This window comes from Chryseobacterium sp. A321 (assembly GCF_054489265.1).
In genome coordinates, this window is the sequence record NZ_JBTMWZ010000001.1 from 997,593 (window position 1) to 1,014,841 (window position 17,249).

The 17,249-nt window shown below is 41.1% G+C and carries 15 protein-coding genes; 1 reads left to right on the forward strand and 14 read right to left on the reverse strand.

Annotated features, from left to right (window positions below; genetic code table 11):
• From ACX3PZ_RS04805 to ACX3PZ_RS04860, 12 genes are all read right to left on the reverse strand, one after another.
• Positions 1–1,479 (reverse strand): alpha-amylase, encoded by a 1,479-nt coding sequence (locus ACX3PZ_RS04805; RefSeq protein ID WP_459112030.1) that lies wholly within the window; start codon positions 1,477–1,479, stop codon positions 1–3.
• Between the two features lie 83 nt (positions 1,480–1,562).
• Positions 1,563–4,274, reverse strand: coding sequence for a COG1470 family protein (locus ACX3PZ_RS04810; protein ID WP_459112031.1), 2,712 nt, complete (start codon positions 4,272–4,274; stop codon positions 1,563–1,565).
• An 89-nt stretch (positions 4,275–4,363) separates the two neighbouring features.
• Entirely contained in the window at positions 4,364–5,401 is a 1,038-nt protein-coding gene (locus tag ACX3PZ_RS04815) for a hypothetical protein (RefSeq protein WP_459112032.1), read from the reverse strand.
• Positions 5,394–6,197, reverse strand: a complete 804-nt coding sequence (locus tag ACX3PZ_RS04820) for a fimbrial biogenesis chaperone (protein WP_459112033.1) — start codon at positions 6,195–6,197, stop codon at positions 5,394–5,396. The genes ACX3PZ_RS04815 and ACX3PZ_RS04820 overlap by 8 nt, the downstream gene beginning before the upstream one ends.
• Before the next feature lie 69 nt (positions 6,198–6,266).
• Positions 6,267–6,830: a hypothetical protein gene (locus ACX3PZ_RS04825; RefSeq protein ID WP_459112034.1), complete on the reverse strand. Its 564-nt coding sequence runs from the start codon at positions 6,828–6,830 to the stop codon at positions 6,267–6,269.
• Between the two features lie 290 nt (positions 6,831–7,120).
• The gene (locus ACX3PZ_RS04830; RefSeq protein WP_459112035.1) at positions 7,121–7,996 is read right to left on the reverse strand and encodes a helix-turn-helix domain-containing protein; all 876 of its coding nucleotides are present in this window, start codon (positions 7,994–7,996) and stop codon (positions 7,121–7,123) included.
• A 138-nt stretch (positions 7,997–8,134) separates the two neighbouring features.
• The gene (gene dinB / locus ACX3PZ_RS04835; protein ID WP_459112746.1) at positions 8,135–9,184 is read right to left on the reverse strand and encodes a DNA polymerase IV; all 1,050 of its coding nucleotides are present in this window, start codon (positions 9,182–9,184) and stop codon (positions 8,135–8,137) included.
• A 160-nt stretch (positions 9,185–9,344) separates the two neighbouring features.
• A complete protein-coding gene (locus ACX3PZ_RS04840; protein ID WP_459112036.1) occupies positions 9,345–10,163 on the reverse strand; it encodes a purine-nucleoside phosphorylase in 819 nt (272 codons plus the stop codon).
• A complete protein-coding gene (gene lpxK, locus ACX3PZ_RS04845; protein WP_459112037.1) occupies positions 10,147–11,172 on the reverse strand; it encodes a tetraacyldisaccharide 4'-kinase in 1,026 nt (341 codons plus the stop codon). Before lpxK ends, ACX3PZ_RS04840 begins: the two co-directional genes overlap by 17 nt.
• A 102-nt stretch (positions 11,173–11,274) precedes the next feature.
• Entirely contained in the window at positions 11,275–11,454 is a 180-nt protein-coding gene (locus ACX3PZ_RS04850) for a hypothetical protein (protein WP_459083415.1), read from the reverse strand.
• A gap of 72 nt (positions 11,455–11,526) precedes the next feature.
• A complete protein-coding gene (locus ACX3PZ_RS04855) occupies positions 11,527–11,832 on the reverse strand; it encodes a hypothetical protein (RefSeq protein ID WP_459112038.1) in 306 nt (101 codons plus the stop codon).
• 52 nt (positions 11,833–11,884) lie between these two features.
• On the reverse strand, positions 11,885–12,511 hold the full coding sequence (locus tag ACX3PZ_RS04860; protein WP_459083417.1) for an SOS response-associated peptidase: 627 nt from the start codon (positions 12,509–12,511) through the stop codon (positions 11,885–11,887).
• Positions 12,512–12,651: 140 nt separating this feature from the next.
• On the opposite strand from ACX3PZ_RS04860, the gene ACX3PZ_RS04865 reads away from it, so the two are divergent.
• A complete protein-coding gene (locus ACX3PZ_RS04865) occupies positions 12,652–13,923 on the forward strand; it encodes a hemolysin family protein (protein WP_459112039.1) in 1,272 nt (423 codons plus the stop codon).
• Positions 13,924–14,111: 188 nt separating this feature from the next.
• Here the strand turns inward: ACX3PZ_RS04865 and ACX3PZ_RS04870 are convergent, their stop codons facing one another.
• Both ACX3PZ_RS04870 and ACX3PZ_RS04875 read right to left on the reverse strand, forming a co-directional pair.
• Positions 14,112–16,682, reverse strand: a complete 2,571-nt coding sequence (locus tag ACX3PZ_RS04870; RefSeq protein WP_459112040.1) for a multicopper oxidase domain-containing protein — start codon at positions 16,680–16,682, stop codon at positions 14,112–14,114.
• 10 nt (positions 16,683–16,692) lie between these two features.
• A complete protein-coding gene (locus ACX3PZ_RS04875; protein ID WP_459112041.1) occupies positions 16,693–17,091 on the reverse strand; it encodes a hypothetical protein in 399 nt (132 codons plus the stop codon).
• Positions 17,092–17,249: the final 158 nt, after the last annotated feature.

Below are 17,249 nucleotides of genomic sequence, written 5' to 3' on the forward strand. Positions count from 1 at the left end.
TTAGTTTTCTTTCTTGCTATACACGGCGAGGCTACCTGCAGGGCAGGGGAACTCTCCCCAGCCGGATTCGTTAATTTCAACTTCTTGCTCTATGTGGCCAAGTAAATCAGAAAAGTGAGTGCCCGCATACCGTGTACCCACTTCCATAGAGACTGAATTCTCGCCTGCGTTACTTAAAACGATGGCAATCCCTTCATGCTCCTCATCTCCTTCTCTTGTCCATCCGATGCAAGTGGGCTCTGAGAAGTAATCTCGCTGCAATCCATAAGCATGGTTCTTTCTTGCTTTTAAAAGGAGTTCAAGGCTATCCACTTTGGGTAGGAAAATCTCATACTGCTTGCCATCTTCTCCTTGGTCTTTGTAGCTTGCTCCGAACAGGTCCGGATAAAACAGACAAGGGTACCCGTCCTCTCTTAGTAAGATGAGGGCGTAGGCTAGAGGTTTAAACCAAGGCTCTACGGGCGCCTCTAATTGTTGAAGAGGTTGGGTATCATGGTTTGCGACCACAGTGACCGAAAGGTCTGGTCTTTCCTTGGTAAGTGTGCCTTCAAAGATTTGGGTTAAGTCAAATCCTTCTCCTTGTTTCGAAGCCAAATGAAATTGGTGTTGTAGTGAGGGGTCAAATAAACTCATGCATTCCTCAGTGGCTGCAATGTAATCCAGGAGAAGAGGAAGTTGACCAGGAGCCCAATATTCTCCTACAGCAAATAGATTCTTTCCCGTATTCGAGCGAAGGTTATTAAGCCATTCTGTGTAAAAGTTTGGAGATTGATGTTTCACCGCATCCAGTCTCACCCCATCAAAGAAAATTTGGTCGTGGTACCATTTGCCCCAATTGCCGAGTTCTTCTCTTACGAAAGGATTTCGATGCTCAATGTCGTTGTACATCAAATAATCGTAATTGCCCTTTTCATCTCCAATCACTTCTTCCCAGCCTTCTCCAAACTCGTTAATAATTTGAAAGATTCCAGCTTCTTGTCCTTCTGCATAATCTACGCCTGAAAAGCATGTGAAATTCCATTCAAAGGAGGAGTATTTCTGTTGTCGACCTGGAAATGTAAACTTGGTATAGCTTTCAATCTCAAAGGGCTCGGAAAGGTTCTCTTGTCGATTCTCCGGGTTGACGCGGACAACATGAAATCGTTCTTTTTCATCGCCTCCGGCTTTATGGTTGATCACGATGTCAGCAAGGATTGAGATACCCGATTCTTGCAGTTCTTTGCAAGCCGAGATCAGTTCCTGTTTCGTTCCATACTTGGTTGGAATCGTCCCTTTTTGATCAAATTCTCCAAGGTCGTATAAGTCGTAAGGATCATACCCAACTGAATACCCACCGCCAGAAGCCTTGTAGGCAGGGGGAATCCATACGGAACTGATACCAAGTTCGTTAAGATACGAAGCCTTTTCTTTAAGATCATTGTAAAGTACACCGTTCCCTTCACTGTACCAGTGAAACCCTTGAAGCATGACCTGATTCATTTGTTAGATATTTACACGAATTTACGCAAACTTAAGCAGCTTACTGAATTTATAATGGAATAGTGCGAGTACTTAAAGAAAGATTATTCTCCGAAACGTTTGATTTCCACTCGGCGCTCTTTGACCTTAAGGATTGTCGTGGGTAGGGTGGTGACTTCGTTTTCCTTGGCTGAGGTTGCTATAGGATTTTGATCAACAAACACGTTCTCTTGCAAACTTTCTGCATCCACAGTCATGTGGTATTGACCCAGCGGTAAATATGCTCGGTATTCTCCATTTTCATTTGTATAAAAAGTGAATTCTTTACCATGCTCATTTTTGAATAAGACTTGAATTCCCGAGAGATTGGAACTTACTTCGTACTGGTTTTTATTGTAATTAGTATATTGCAGGGCTCCATAGATTTGACCTGTTTTTTCTAAGGGGATGGTTAGCTCTACAGAGCGACTATCAAGACTTGTCCTAATGACTTCCGCATACCAATCGCGTTCAAGTGATTTTACCGTGTAATCCCCATAAGGAACTTGTCTGTATTTGACTTTTCCGTCTTTTCCAGTAATAAAAATCGTTTTATTGATTTGAACTTGTTTTCCAACCGCAGGATAGTCTGTTTCTGGATCGAAGCTACCATCGTTATTGATGTCATGATAGACAAATACGGCAATCGTTCCATTTTTGTATTTCACGCCTGGCTCTCCAATGGTAGGAATTTTTTGTGTAATACCTACTTGAAAATAGGTGTTGTTGAAGTCGTAAACGCTTTCAATGAATTTTGTGTATCCGTAGTAAGCGAAAATGGAGGTCGATCTACCTACCTTAAATTCAGCATTTGTTGAAAGCGATACGCTAGTTCCAACAAATGAATCTTTATTCGCCATACCACTAAAATTAAGATTTAGTTTTTTACTGAAGAAGTCTTTTCTGTAACTAAGCAGCGCAGTGTATTTCTCCGTGTCGTTGGTGAGCTGCTGGTTTCGAGTTCCCTCATAAAGAAGGAAATTTCCTTTTTGAGCACTTACGTTGAAAAGAAGATTTTTGAAATAGTAGTTAAATTGAGTTTTGATTACAAACTGGGTCTCTGTATACCCTTTATACCTTGCAATTCCTTCAACTAGGGATATGTTAAAGCGGTGAAGATTGTTATTTGTCTGAAATCCTATCGTTTTGTTGAGTAGCGCTGACTGGAACTCCACAGGTGTACTCGATAAATAGTCGGCGAGGTAAATTCCTGCATTCTCACTCTGAAATTGAGGAGCAATCGTCATTGAAACATTCGATCCTAATCGGAATTGAGTTCCGATTTCCGCTTGATGTCGAGTCGTGGTTGTGGAAAAATGATAAAGTGGATTAATGTTTTTGGGCTCGTACCGATTGAAATTGTACTGGGCCCAAACGCTTGTATTTTTAAATCGTCTGCCGATTCTTTGATTGAAGGTAGTGCTACCTTTCCTAATGCCTGGATAATATCCAGTGCTAAAGTAGTTGTCAGAATTAAGAGTATACGCTTTCCACTGAGTTCTCAAATTAAAGCCAGCGGCCATGGAATTTTCCTGTTGATTGGACTCATCTGTAGATTTGGATTTCCCATACCCGAGAACGATGCCGTATTGCGTCTTTTCTGTATTGTAAAAGTACCTAGTATTGAATAAGATATTGTTTGAAAGGGGATCCTGATCGAAAACAAAATCATTTTCGATTCGGGTATTTTGGGTAAGAGCAGTGGTGGAGGTAGCAAACGCAGTGTACCCCCGAGGAGAATTTTTAAGGTCTAAAGGGTCGAATAAGTTGTAACTTTTTTCAACTGCTCCAATTTTAAACGTACTCTTCCTGTCTTCCTTTGGAATCAAATAAAATTCAGCTCCTCGTCCGGTTAAGCTAACATCAAGGTCCGTAGTACTTAGATTTCCGACTTTTAAACCCAGCCCTTGGCGTTCCAGTTTAAGGTAAGTGTTTTGAAAGAGGGTGGGAAGAGATTGATTATGGTAAAATGTACTGTTGAGATTAAATTCAGCTTGCAGATCTCCAGAATTCACCGTCGTATTTAGATCAAGCGATTGTGCCGCATCTAATTTATTAAAGGGGTTTCTAAGGCTCCAGCTTACTTGGTTGCCTCTTCCTACATTCGTAAGTAGGCGCTGTTGATTTGGGTCCACGTACCTACGGTTTCCAAGGGCATTTTGGACGAGTACGATCGCGTTCCCGATGAATTCATTTTGATCGTTCAGCATCGCGACATTGACGTTGAATAATTCCTGTTGCAATAGGTCGCGATCAATAATCTTAGAGAAGGTCACATTTTGATTTGAAAAGGGCTCGAGTTTAATGTTTTTTTCAATACTGATGGGGCTGCCAGATAGGGATGGGAATGAGGCGACTAGCTTTACTTGTTCACTTTGATTTCCCCCGTTGTGTACTTGAGTGTGGATTCGAAGAGAATCCCCAATTTGATAAATGATTTCCTGAGGATCGTTTGTCGATATTTTCAAAACTCTTTTAGGAGCAATCGTGAGCGTGGTAGAAGATTCGGCGAGGATGTTTTTGGATTGATCTCGCAGCTTGAAGGAAATGAAAGCTTTCCCTGCAGGTTGGCTCTTAGTGACTAAGAATTTAATAGGGATGAAGGTCTTTTCTTTTGCTCCAACACTGATTGCACTGCTGTTCTTCAGGATCCTTAAATATTGATTCCCACTGGTCTCAAGTTGAAAATCGCCTTCTAAATCACTTTTATTCTCAATTTTGAGGATTAAAGTGACTAACTCCTCGTTTGTGACGGTAATATTTTTGTCACTAGTCATGAAGAAATTGCCCGCCTGCCCTTTAAGCCCTAAATAGCCAAGCAGTGAAAGGAAAAGGATGGTATTTCTTAAGAAGGAAGTCAACTTGTTTATTGGGGGGTAATGCTGAATAGAAGAGTTCCGCTATAGAGTTGATAAGGTTTATTAAAAAATCCGTAGTTATCAGCAGGAGGTTTAATAAAGTAGGTAAAATCATACCATTTGACGGCTGTGTGAGCTTGTGAGCTATGGAGTGTCTGGTTTGTAGTGGAAAGCATGACGGAACCCGTAGTGGAACCGCTCTGGCTATCTTTCATCGTTAATTGAACACTATTGAAAGGAAGAGTGCTTGTCGTGCTTGAAAGCTCACTACTTAGGGTTTTAACTTGCAGAAAATAGGGGGTTTTTGAAATAATAGAGAGCGCCTGGGGTTGCACCTGGGTTACTCCATTCGCATAATCGTTGGGTGTCTTGAATTCAAGTAGAACATTCGTAGCATTTGGATTGAGCGAAACAAGGTAGTTCTGTTCAATTGGAGGTGTGTCTGTAGGATGAATTCTCATATCAAAGGAAACCGAGGCCGGTTGACCATAGGGCATAATCTGTCCTTTTCGATTTCGCAGTTCGAAAACTAAATTAACTTTGTAATTGTCCCAGGATGAGTACTGCTCTAAGTATGCTCCTCCTTCCATCTCCACGTCAAGGCCTAAGGTGACTTTAATATATCGGTTGACAACTTGAAGATTGAAGTTCGAATGAGGCACTATAGCCGTGCTTCCTGTACTAAATGGGATGAGTGAAGGATTAATACCAATATTGTTCATGTTGGCAAAAAGACCATCATCATTAGGTAGGTCTCTTTGAGTGACTGTACTTACCTGGAATTTAATTTTTTGTAAATCCGCTGCGCTTAGGGTTTTAGTTCCGTTCGTAATAGGGCCCACCACTCTAAAATGAAGAGACCACTCATTCATTTGGTACCCTTGTGAGGAATCCAAGTGAATAGGTACTTGAATTAAATTGGAGACTCTTGCGCCTTGGTAGCTGTCCACTGGAAACCAGCCCGTATTATGGGGCTGAATTCTAATAGCTTGTCCAAAGTGAAAGAGTGGAATTGATAATACAAAAAGTATCAATAATCTATTCATAAGTAAAGGAAAGTTCAGCCATTTTGATGACATCATTCTCGATGTGAGAGAATGTAGCTGTAGCCAAATACTTGCCCGGTTTTAAGTTTTCGGGTAGTTTAATGGTCACTTGTCTATGATCCTTAGGCATCGTGTAGATTACCTGATCTGCGAGTGTTACGACGGATCCGTCTGTCTGCGAGACGAGTTCCGAGAGGATCGCCCCATCGGTCCATGTGTTTCCGTCGTTTGTGAAGTTAAGAAGCAATTGCTTCTTCTCCTTTTCAAATTTAAAGTCGGTAAATGTGATATCCGGCTTAGGCGTTTCCGATGTATACTGATGGTAAATTTTGACCCCAGTTCTAACAGCCACTTTTACTAATGCTCCTTTTTCATTAAACGAGTCCGAAGGATTGGTTTGCGTAATGAAAAGCATGGTCGTGTGAACTGGTTCGAAGGGTGCCGATGGGGTAGGCGCAGTTAATGTAATCTCAAGTTCTCTACTTTCGCCTGGAGCTAAAGTAAAGAAAGTTTCAGGCATTAGGGTTAGCCAACCCGATAAGGAAGTGGGTAGCGTGCCAGAATCTAGCATGACATTACCTCCGTGAAGGTCATAAGACCAATCGTTAAAGGATACTGTTAAATTCATGGTACCGGTTTTACTTGGGTTGCTCACCAGAATCTTTTTTGTTTGAGATTCTCCAGGAGCGGAAATGAAGTAAGTTCTCGGTGGCCCTACCGTAATACCAGTCTGTGCTTGTGTTATAAAGGGAACGAATAAAAACACAAGGCCTATAATGTAGAATAGTCGTCTCATAGGATTGCAAAAAGGCAATTTAAGGAATTATCCCTAAACTGCCTTATTATGTTTTTAGTCAATTAGCGATTATTGAGCTGCAATCGTATAAGTTACTGTAGTCGTATAAACGGTTGGGTTTTCTACGTTGAAATATTTATTTACGTATGCATCCAAGTCTCCTTTGGCAGCATAGTTCACATTGACATTTTTGTTTACCCCTCCAGTTGTACTAGAGAATAAAGGTGCTGCAGTTTGAGAAAGAGATACAGCTGGTTCGTAGGTTACTCCCGTGGCCTCTAGTGCATTTGTCGTTCCAGCACTTGCGGTTACATAGATATCACTTGCATCAATGTCTGCAGTTACGCCTGTGGCATTGCTTTCTAATTTGTCGGTGTTAGATTTTACAGTTACTGCAAAGGCTCCAGTTGAATAAACGGTAAGGTGATCCGCTTGCGTTGCGTCTACTCCATTTAAGTAGTCTGCTTCAGTAACGTAATCTAAATTTACATTTTGATTAGCGGCATTTACGATAATGGTTTGGATTGGATGAAGTCTAACGTTAACGGTTGCAGTTGCCGTTGCCGTTTGTGCATTCGCTGTAATTGATACTAAACCTAAAAGTGCTCCAAATAAAATTGCTGATTTTTTCATGTTTTTTTTCTTGTTTTTTATAATAAATTGTGTTAGATTTGAAAACTGAGTGGTGAATCCCTTTGTTTTCGAGTGCAAAGATACATCAGCGAATTCCTAAGAATATTATCAAAAAATACAAAAAAGTTATGCAAACGTTTTGCATAACTTTTTTGTATTTTTTGATAACTACACGCTTGTAACATGCATAAACACGGAGTTTTGAGTCGTATTTTAAATTTTTACATGAACGAGCGTTCGTACTTTAATTGTGTTTTTGTCGTGATTGAATTGATAATTAAACCCATTTTCTATTGCGTTTTTTTGTCCTTAGGGAGCTTGGGTGACATGAAATTTAGAGCGGGTTGGTCGCTTGTGAGGGTCATTCTGAACTGTCCAGGCGTAAGACCTGTGTTCTTTTTGAAGAAATTGACGAAGTTTGACTCTTGAGAAAAGCCCACTTCCGCGCTAATTTGTTTAATCGGCATGTCTGAAGTAGTGAGTAAAGTCTTAGATCTTTCCGTGGCTTTGCCAATTAAATACTTTTTGGCTGTACAGCCATAAGTCTCCTTAATGGCGTTGTCCAAGGTTCGTTTTGTGATATTGAGTTGTTCGGAGTAATAGGTGGCATTGAGGTTTATGGTTTCCTCATGGGCTAGTATAAATAGGAACCGATCCGTAATCTCCTTTTCATAGGTTTGTTGAGAATGGATTTTTATTTCGCTATCGCTACTTAAAAGGATACGAATTAGAATGAACTCCAAAAAGTTTAAAAGACTGTTTTTACGAATTAATTGGTTTGCGCCGGGGCGACGAACTGGTAAGTAATAATGTTCCAAAATAAGTTCATACGGGAAGAAATCGTTTTTAACAAGAGTCCCATTCGGATCATTAAATAAATTCCCGTTCTTAATCTGATAAAGTAGTTCGAGGCGAGTGATAAATAAGTCTTGGTCAAATCCGAACACAAAAGCGGTCTTGTATTTCTTTTCGAAATAGAAGTCGACATTCGGCGGCAGGAAGAAAAAATTTTCGCTTGCGATCTTAATTTTGGAATCTCCAATGTACAAAGTGATTTCATCCTTTGCACTATAGATAATTGTGAATTGACTTGTGTCAAATTGAACTTTATCACGGTGGTAATTTCGCAAGTGGACGAGTGTCCAACTCTTTGGAGAGTTAGTCATAAATTTGGTGTTTTTTTTTCAAGTGTGTTGCTTGTCAAACAAGCGCTGTAAGTTACTGTTAATTCTTGAATTAGACAATAATCTAGAATCATTCTAAATATGCAGGGTAAAAGACTGCGAGAATTGATTGAAAGAGGGTTAGGGGTATAAGTCGTACGGAATCTTGAGTTGAACCGAAGTCGATTTTTGCTCCCGATTTTCGAAGTTAGAAAGGCTTAAACCTAAAAGTCGAATGGGTTTGTCAAAAGGTCGCAATTGCCAGAGATGCAATGCGGTGGAAAGGATTTCTTCTGTATCTAGGTAGAAGTTTTGGGAAGTGCGGCTCCGTGTGAATTGGGAGAAGTCGTTGTATTTGATTTTAAGCGTCAGAGTTTTTCCTCGAAGTTCCCGTTTTGAGGTTCTTTCAAATAGTTTTTGGGCAATCGTTTGAAGTTCTTTTTTTAAACTAACTTCTTCCGAAAGATAGGAGTAGAATGTATCCTCGACTCCTATGCTTTTGGTGATTCGGTTTGCATTTACTTCGGCGTGATGAATTCCTCTGGCCGCGTTGTAAAAATAGAGACCTGATTTTCCAAAATAGTGAGTGAGTTCCTCCACGGAGTGTTTCCTAAGATCTCCCCCTGTGTAAATATGCAGTTCATGCATTCGGTTTGCAGTCACTTTTCCAATGCCGTGAAATCGTTCAATGGGCAGGGTTTCAAGAAACTCAAGAACTTTATCGGGATGAATAGTTTTTTGACCGTTCGGTTTATGGTAGTCGGAGGCTACTTTAGCCAAGAATTTGTTGATGGAAATTCCTGCAGAAGCGGTTAGTCCTGTTTTTTCTAGAATCTTCGCTCTGATTTCTCTTGCGATTTGCTTCGCAGAATCGATTCCTTTTTTGTTTTCTGTGACATCGAGGTACGCTTCATCCAAAGAAAGAGGTTCTACAAGATCCGTATATTCTTTGAAAATACTGCGTATTTGCTGAGAGATTTCTTTGTAGCGCTCAAAGCGAGGAGGGACAAACAAAAGATCGGGACATTTTTCTAAAGCTCGTTTGGAGGGCATTGCCGAATGAATCCCAAATTTCCTTGCCTCATAGCTCGCGGCCACAACGACGCCACGCTCCTGTGATCCTACACACAAAGGACGGTTTCGCAGCTCCGGAAAATCATGCTGTTCTACGGATGCATAAAAAGCATCCATATCAATATGAATAATTTTTCTGGTTGCCTCTTTTTCCACTCTTCAAATTTAAGAATTATATCCTCTTAGTTTTAAAGGACGGTATGTATGAATAGAAAATCTGCATTTTAGAACTAAAAAAGCACCCCGAAAGGTGCTTCTGTTTTCCTATTTAGAGATTTTAAATAGCGTGCTCTTTTATTAGTTTTCGAACTACTTTTATAACATTCGGCATTGCCGTATCAGCTGCAGCCAGTACCTCGTCGTGAGAAACACTAAAGGCAATATCAGGTCCCCCTACATCTGTGATGATTGAGATGCCAAATACATTGATTCCCATATGTCGTGCTACAATCACTTCCGGTACTGTGCTCATTCCCACCGCATCACCGCCTAGGATTCGAACCATTCCATATTCTGCAGGGGTTTCAAAGGTAGGTCCTTGGAGGCCTAAATAGATACCTGTGTGGACTTTAATGCCAAGTTCTTTTGCTGCCGCTTGCGCAGTAGAAAGCATTTTTGAATCGTACGCTTCGCTCATGTCCACAAAGCGAGGACCGAATTCTTCTAGGTTGGCTCCACGAAGTGGATGCTCTGGCATAAAGTTAATGTGGTCCTTGATCAGCATGATATCGCCGACTCTGAAATCCGGGTTTACTCCACCTGAAGCATTCGATACCACCATGTTCTTGATGCCAAGCAAATGGAAAACGCGCATGGGGAAGGTGACCGTTTTCATGTCGTATCCTTCGTAATAATGAAATCGTCCACTCATCATAAGGACTTTCTTTCCTTCAAGGAGTCCGTAGATTAGTTGACCGTTATGTCCCACAACGGTCGTTTGTGGGAAGTTTGGAATTTCTGAATAGCTAATGGTTTTTATCACCTCGACTTCGTCTTTTAAGGCGCCTAGACCTGAGCCAAGGACGATTGCGTAATCAGGTGTGTCTTTAATTACCTCTTTAATAAAGGCTGCAGAGGATTTAATGAGATCTAACATAAGATAATACCGTTTGGTTGAACGTTTCTGGATCGTCAAGCGTTACATTGATAGGCCAGTAATAGACTAAGTCCCGAAGGTAATCAAAAGTTTTTAGTCTCACGTAATCTTTCTCCGTGGTCAAAAGAAGTTTGTATTCTCCGAGTTTGTTGTACTCAGCAAGGATGGTCTTTATATCCTGGTCTGAGAAATTATGATGGTCTTTGAATCGAAGATGTTTTACTTTCTTCGTGTAATTCGAAAGATGGTCCACTAAGGGGGAAGGGTTTGCAATGCCGGTCACGAGTAAAATGTCGTAGTAGGCGAGATTGTTATCAGGAAGGATCTTATCCTTGCTGTAAACATGTTCGTCGTAAACGACGGAAGAGAAAAATACTTTTTGGTTTCCTTGGGGTTTGATTCGCGAGCGATAGTACTTCTTCTTTTCTTCAGATAAATTCACTGGGCATTTAGAAACCATAATAATGTCTGCTCGTTTCTTTCCTGAGCGACTTTCACGTAGGTCTCCTGCAGGCAAAACGTAATCTTTGAAATAAGGATCGTTGTAGTCCGTCATTAAAATGGTGAATCCCGCTCGGATGGCTCGGTGCTGCATGGCGTCGTCCAGCACAAGAGCCTCTAGATCCATGTCTGCAAGTACTTTTTTAGCCCCAGGCACTCTTTGCTCACTCACCGCAATGACAAATCGGTTTTTAAACCGTTCGAATAGTTGCATGGCTTCGTCACCTACGGTTTTGTAAGAGCTTTCGTAATTGGTGATTCCATATCCCTTGGTAATTCGTCCATAGCCTCGAGATAAAACACCGGTCTTGTAATGCTCGGAAAGAAGCTGCGCCAAGTACATCACCATAGGAGATTTTCCACTTCCGCCGACGGATAAATTTCCCACACAGATAATGGGGGTTCTAAAGCGTGTGGATTTTAATAATCCTACATCGTATAGCGCATTTCGAACGCTCGTTATAAAAGCGTACAGAAGGGAAAAAGGGTATAGGTACCAACGTTTCATCGTTTGCAAAAATACGTGTTTTTACGCGTACAATACAATGGATTTTTGATAAAGTAACCTAAAACTCATTCTTGAAATAGGAAGGACGAAAAAGCTGAGAAATTAAAAATCGTATCCGACTTTGAAACTCAAGTTTGCCATTGCACCTGAAGTGGAAGAAAAGCCAGAATTGAGTAAGAATCCATACCCAAATCCCACCTTAAACTCATAGTTGAAATTCGTTCCAAATTCTCTACGGATCCCATAAGAAGGTACAATGCCAAAGGAAGAGATTACGTTCAAATCTTTTTCACTTGATATGACAAACCAATCCGGAACGTATTTGAAGTCAAGACTAATGTAGTTTCCTGAATTTCAACTCGTGCTTTTTCCTTTTCGAGCTCGACGATCTAAATTGTAGTAATATTTAGGTTCTACACTTAACTCGGGTGCTAAAACGAAGCCGGAACCCATTATGTCTCCAAACCAAAAGCCTGCATTGAGATTGGCAGAGCTTCGAAGGGCAATTTCGCTTGCAAGTCTACTCTCATTGTAAACATTGAGACCTAAAAATCCGGCTTGAACGCCTGTGATGGATTTTTCGACACGAGAAGAAGAAGGACTGGTTTGAGCCCAGGCAATGCTGGTGCATAGGAAGGTGCCTAGAAGTAGTTTGTTCATTGGTTATTTTTCTGTTGTGATTTTTAAGATCCGGAAAAATAAAAAATAATTTCTAGTGAAATTCAATTTTTTCTGCCTCTAATAGGGGGTCGTAATTAGGAAAAGCAAATTCTTGGGGCTGCTCCTTGCTAAGCCAACGCTCGGCAGCCTCAAAATCAAGGACTACGGGCATGCGCTTTTTCGTATTGTGAATTTGAGCCATTAGGGGGTTAGCCCCTGTCGTTACGATGGAAAAGGTAGTGGTCGTTTCTTGCGTATCGGGATCTTTCCAATCGCTATAGAGTGCTCCTAAAGCAAAGAGAGGAGCGTTTTCTAATTGGATGGAATAGGGCTGCTTTTGTTTACCACTTGAATCTAGCCACTGCCATTCAAAGAAGGAATTCACAAGGACTAGCGCTCTTTTGTTCACGGAGTCTCGGTAGCTCCGAACAGTCTCAAGGGTTTCAATTCGAGCATTTAGTGTGCGTTTTTGAAAGTCTCGGTTTTTGCCCCACTCAGGAATGAGTCCCCACTGGGCGGAAGTTATAACCTTCGGATCTTTGTCTGAAATAATGGGAAGCATAGGGTTTGCAAAGCCATTAATGCGGTAGCCCAAATGATAGGGTAGACCTTGGTAGCTTGCTTCGAAATATTCTTCTAATTCCTGGCTCGTGGAGAGTAAGGATACATAATTGCACATGAGAGTATGAGTTGAAAGTAAAGATAAGAATTTTTACCCGTTTGTTTTGTGTTTTATTTATGAAAATTTCATCCGCGCAAAAGCTGCCGTTTCCTTATCTTTGAAGCATTAAGCTGTTAAAAGCGGCCTTGAATTACTCTATGGAATTACTTATAATTGTCTTATTAATCCTTTTAAACGGAGTGTTTGCCATGTCAGAGATGGCCCTTGTTTCGTCAAGGACGTTCAAATTAGAATCCCAAGCGAAGAGAGGGAATATTGGAGCAAAGAAAGCGCTTGAACTTTCCCAGCATCCTACTAGGTTTCTCTCAACGGTCCAAATCGGGATTACCCTGATTGGAATTTTATTGGGGATTTACAGTGGGGATAAATTGACAGGCCAAGTTCAGGCTCTTTTGAATCAAGTGGATTTTTTGGCGCCTTACTCGCAACCCCTCTCTACGGTTCTTATTTTGATTGCCATTACATACCTCTCCATTGTATTAGGTGAACTTTTTCCAAAACGAATTGGAATGCATTTTCCCGAGAAAATCATTTCCGTGTTAGCGACTCCGATGGATATTCTTTCAAAAGTAACGCGTCCCTTTGTCTGGCTATTAACCACCTCTAACAATGCACTTGCTAAACTTGTAGGGATTGATCAGACGACAGAAGAGAACGTGAGTGAAGAAGAGCTTAAAGCATTAGTGAAAGAAAGTGCAGAAAGTGGAGAAATTGATGAGATTGAACGCCATATTGTAGAGCGAGTGTTTGAACTTGGAGACCGAAAAGTGGTTTCGTTAATTACCCATAGAACTTCCCTTGTCTTTTTTGAAGTAGAGGACACTTGGGAAACTATTTTTGAAAAGATAAAAGACCAACAGCATGCAGCGTATCCCGTTGTGAGTGATACCAATCCTGATGAAATCTTAGGACTGGTCCATGTAAAAGAATTAATCACGCATATCGGTGAAGATTTGGATTTGCAGGCTCTACTGAGACAGCCTCTTTATTTTAGTGAAAACACTTCAAGTTATAAAGTGCTAGAAGCGTTTAAAACCCATCGCAATTACCACGCAATCATAATTGATGAGTTTGGAACGGCGAAAGGACTCGTCACACTCAATGATATCGTAGATGAATTGATCGGCGAAACGCAAGAAACAGAGGACGGAGATAGTTCGATCGAAGAAACCTCCCCAGGTGTTTGGCAAATCAGTGGGCAGTATCCACTCGCAGACTTCTCAAAAGCGTTTGATCTGGACTTTGATCCCGAAATCTATAAAAATTACACGACGGTGGCAGGACTGTTTTATCATTATTTCGATGGAGTCCCAGAGGAGAAAGATTCGGTTGAAATTGAAGGGTATCGTTTTGAAGTATTAGAAAAGGACCATCAACGTCTCGTGCAGTTTGTAGTAAGCGAATCGTAAGGATTGATCTATGCCTTCTTACTTTTGGTAACACTTTTACCCCACGACTTTATGTAATTGGATACACTTTTACCCTAGGACTTTGTGTTTGTGGCGATTTTGATAGGCATATTCCTGAAATTGAAAATGGAAAAAAAGGGCCGTGGATTTCAAATCACGGCCCTAAATAAAATTAAGTGGACAATCCTTTAGTAAGTTAAGGTGAGTCCTGCTCCCCAATGAAGGTGAGAATCGTAATTCGTGGAAATTCCAAGGTGCCTAGTGACAATGTATTTAAGACCCGCTCTATATTCTTTGTCTGTATTGACCATGAAGTTTGCACGAAGTCGTGGACTAAGAGGGATGTCTTCTCTGCTTAGCTGGACTCGAACAATTCCATCGCTGAATACTTCGGTTTGCAATTGCAGCAAAAGAGGAAGTGTGTATACAAATCCGGCACTTACAGTGGAGGTTTTTGCCTCCGATAGTTTCTGTCCAAATAGGGTTTTCTTTCCAGGACTCACTGAGTGGTTTCTCTTATGGTAATTGTACGCAATAAAGGGCATGAACCATTGGTTGTTGTCCACATAGCGTCCCAATTTGGTTTCGACTTCTTGTCCGTCTTTAGCTTCGTACCCTAGTTTCCATTCTGAAGAAAGTTCCCAACGGGTATTGGAAAGCATAGCCGATCCATTAATTCCATTGGTTGCAAAATCGTTTTCAGCCGTTAAGTGCGTCATGTTGCTCTCTGCTTGCAGAACTTTGTAGGCACTTTCCCGATCGGGCAAGTTTGGATTTTCATAGTCTCCGACTTGGAAAATCTGATTCATCCCCGCCATCATATGGTAAAGGATATGGCAGTGGAAGAACCAATCGCCCTCCTCTTTAGCTTCAAACTCGATTACATTCGTTTCCATTGGCATAATGTCAAGGACATTCTTTAATGGAGATTGAATGCCCTGGTTGTTTAGAACCCGGAAATCAAATCCATGCAAGTGCATGGGGTGACGCATCATGGAATTGTTAACAAGTGTAATGCGTAAGATCTCTCCCTTTTTTACGAGAATTTTATCTAGTTCGGACAGCACTTTATGATCCATGGACCACACGTATCGGTTCATGTTTCCTGTAAGAGTGAATTTTAATTCACGCACTGGACTTGAACTAGGTAAGGAGGTATCGTAGGGAGATTTCATCATTCCATAGTTTAGTGTCTTAATGTCGCTTGTAGATTGGGCATGGCCCTCATGGCCTGCATGTTCTGCATGCTCCGCATGCTCTGGATTTATTTTTGGTTCTGCAGGCATTGCATGATTTGAATGCGCAGAAGAATCCATGTGCTCACCGTGAGTAGAATCCATGGTATGCTCTTTTTGATGCTTTCCTTTTTGAGGACCTGTGATTTCAGGATACATCACTTCGTTCATGTCCATGGTCTGATAACTCATCTTCATTCCCATATTCTTCATCTCACCGTTTAGTTTCATCATGTCATTCATCATTTTCATCCCTTCAAAATACTTGAGTTTCTCTAGCGGTGGATGGTTCTTTTTAGTTCCTTGTCCTAAAAAGATTGAAGTGGAATTAGAACGGTCTTCCGGGGTGACTAACAGTTCGTAGGAATGTTTATTCTCGGGAATTTCTACCACAATGTCAACGGTCTCAGAGACGGCAAGTAAAAGTCGGTCTACTTCAATGGGAACAATGTCAAGTCCATCGCTAGCCACAACTTTGATTTTTCCACCTGCATAATTGATCCAGAAATAGGACGAAGCTCCTGCATTGGCGATACGCAATCGTACTTTATCTCCTTTTTTGTAGTTAGGAAGTGTACTTTGGTTTTGTCCATTGATTAGAAAGGTCTCGTAGTATACATCGCTCACGTCCATCGCATGCATTCGTTTCCACTCATTGGTGAGCTTCGTTTTAAAATGACCTGCTTGGATCGCTTCAAGATAGCTCTGAGAAGATCCTTTTTTAAGGGCAAACCAGTCATTACCATGGTGCAACATTCGCTGAATTTGATGAGGCTTTAAATTAGACCATTCGCTTAAAATCAGATTTTCGACTGGAAGATCGTCAATCCCACTACGAAAGGTAGGATCGTTTTCACGTTTCTTTAAAACCATCATCCCGTACATCCCAATTTGTTCCTGAAAACCACTGTGTGAATGGTACCAGTGGGTACCGTTTTGAATGATAGGGAAACGATACGTGTAAGTAGAATGCGGTGGAATCGGCTTTTGTGTGAGCCAGGGAACGCCATCTTCTTTGTTTTCTAAATGCAGACCGTGCCAGTGGAGGGAGGTAGATTTGTCCATCAAATTATGCACAATGATTTCTGCTGTGTCACCTTCGTAGAATTCTAACGTTGGCATCGGAATTTGACCGTTCACCGCGATCGCCATCTTCTGCTTTCCTGCAAAGTTGACAAGCGTATCTTTGACATACAAATGATAAGTTACGGTACGACCTTCAATCTTTCCAAGAGTAGGCTTAGGTTCTACCTTTTTCATGCTAGAATGGTCTGCATGCTGTGCATGCTCTCCATGAGCTTCCATCTCTGGTTTGCTCCCTTCCTTCTTCTCGACAAGCTTCATTCCGCAGATTGGGCAGTTGCCTTCTTTTTTCGAAACGATCTCGGGATGCATTGGGCAGGTGTATTCTAGCGCTTTTTTACTCTCGCTGTGCACGTGCTTATGCGCTTTGGTTGCTGTGTCTTGAGCGCTTGCCAAGGCAAAGCTCCCAAATAGAAACAGCAAGGATATTATTGATTTCATGAGTCTATTCTTAATTTAGATTTTGAAAGTAAGTCTTGTAGTTATCTTCGTTTTCAAAATATAGTACATTGTCATAAGAGTCTGCGATTGCAATCACAGCTTCTGATTTGTCTACTTCATTCCCAGAAACAGGATCAAGCGCTACTCTTGCATTTTCTTGCTGTGGAATTTTTGTTTTGCAATCTTCGCAGCATCCGTAATAGGTTTTTCCTTCAAAATCCACTTCAAGTTGTTTTTTACCCATGTAAGCGTTGTTCACCATGCAGACATAATCGTTTGGTACAATTTCTCCTGTCGTTGGAGTGGCCGAGGCAGTGAAAGTAGTTCCCACTTCTGCAGTTTTGGATTCGTTGCACGAATAAAGGGTAAGGGATGCTAGGGCGATAAAAGAATATAAGATTGTTTTCATTTTATAAATAGAATTAGGGGATGGCTCATTTGTTTAGGAGCCAATCGTTTATAATTAAAAAAGTTTGAGTTCTAAGTAGGCCTATAAATAGGCTTGGTATTGAATTTCACAAATAGTGCATGCAATCCTTATTTTCCAAATATGAATTGAAAAGCCTA

What these genes read in the sequence shown, in the direction of transcription:
- ACX3PZ_RS04805 (WP_459112030.1), bottom strand. Translation starts at nt 1,479, where the DNA reads ATGAATCAGGTCATGCTTCAAGGGTTTCACTGGTACAGTGAAGGGAAC.
- ACX3PZ_RS04810 (WP_459112031.1), bottom strand. Translation starts at nt 4,274, where the DNA reads ATGACTAGTGACAAAAATATTACCGTCACAAACGAGGAGTTAGTCACT.
- ACX3PZ_RS04815 (WP_459112032.1), bottom strand. Translation starts at nt 5,401, where the DNA reads ATGAATAGATTATTGATACTTTTTGTATTATCAATTCCACTCTTTCAC.
- ACX3PZ_RS04820 (WP_459112033.1), bottom strand. Translation starts at nt 6,197, where the DNA reads ATGAGACGACTATTCTACATTATAGGCCTTGTGTTTTTATTCGTTCCC.
- ACX3PZ_RS04825 (WP_459112034.1), bottom strand. Translation starts at nt 6,830, where the DNA reads ATGAAAAAATCAGCAATTTTATTTGGAGCACTTTTAGGTTTAGTATCA.
- ACX3PZ_RS04830 (WP_459112035.1), bottom strand. Translation starts at nt 7,996, where the DNA reads ATGACTAACTCTCCAAAGAGTTGGACACTCGTCCACTTGCGAAATTAC.
- dinB (WP_459112746.1), bottom strand. Translation starts at nt 9,184, where the DNA reads ATGGATGCTTTTTATGCATCCGTAGAACAGCATGATTTTCCGGAGCTG.
- ACX3PZ_RS04840 (WP_459112036.1), bottom strand. Translation starts at nt 10,163, where the DNA reads ATGTTAGATCTCATTAAATCCTCTGCAGCCTTTATTAAAGAGGTAATT.
- lpxK (WP_459112037.1), bottom strand. Translation starts at nt 11,172, where the DNA reads ATGAAACGTTGGTACCTATACCCTTTTTCCCTTCTGTACGCTTTTATA.
- ACX3PZ_RS04855 (WP_459112038.1), bottom strand. Translation starts at nt 11,832, where the DNA reads ATGAACAAACTACTTCTAGGCACCTTCCTATGCACCAGCATTGCCTGG.
- ACX3PZ_RS04860 (WP_459083417.1), bottom strand. Translation starts at nt 12,511, where the DNA reads ATGTGCAATTATGTATCCTTACTCTCCACGAGCCAGGAATTAGAAGAA.
- ACX3PZ_RS04865 (WP_459112039.1), top strand. Translation starts at nt 12,652, where the DNA reads ATGGAATTACTTATAATTGTCTTATTAATCCTTTTAAACGGAGTGTTT.
- ACX3PZ_RS04870 (WP_459112040.1), bottom strand. Translation starts at nt 16,682, where the DNA reads ATGAAATCAATAATATCCTTGCTGTTTCTATTTGGGAGCTTTGCCTTG.
- ACX3PZ_RS04875 (WP_459112041.1), bottom strand. Translation starts at nt 17,091, where the DNA reads ATGAAAACAATCTTATATTCTTTTATCGCCCTAGCATCCCTTACCCTT.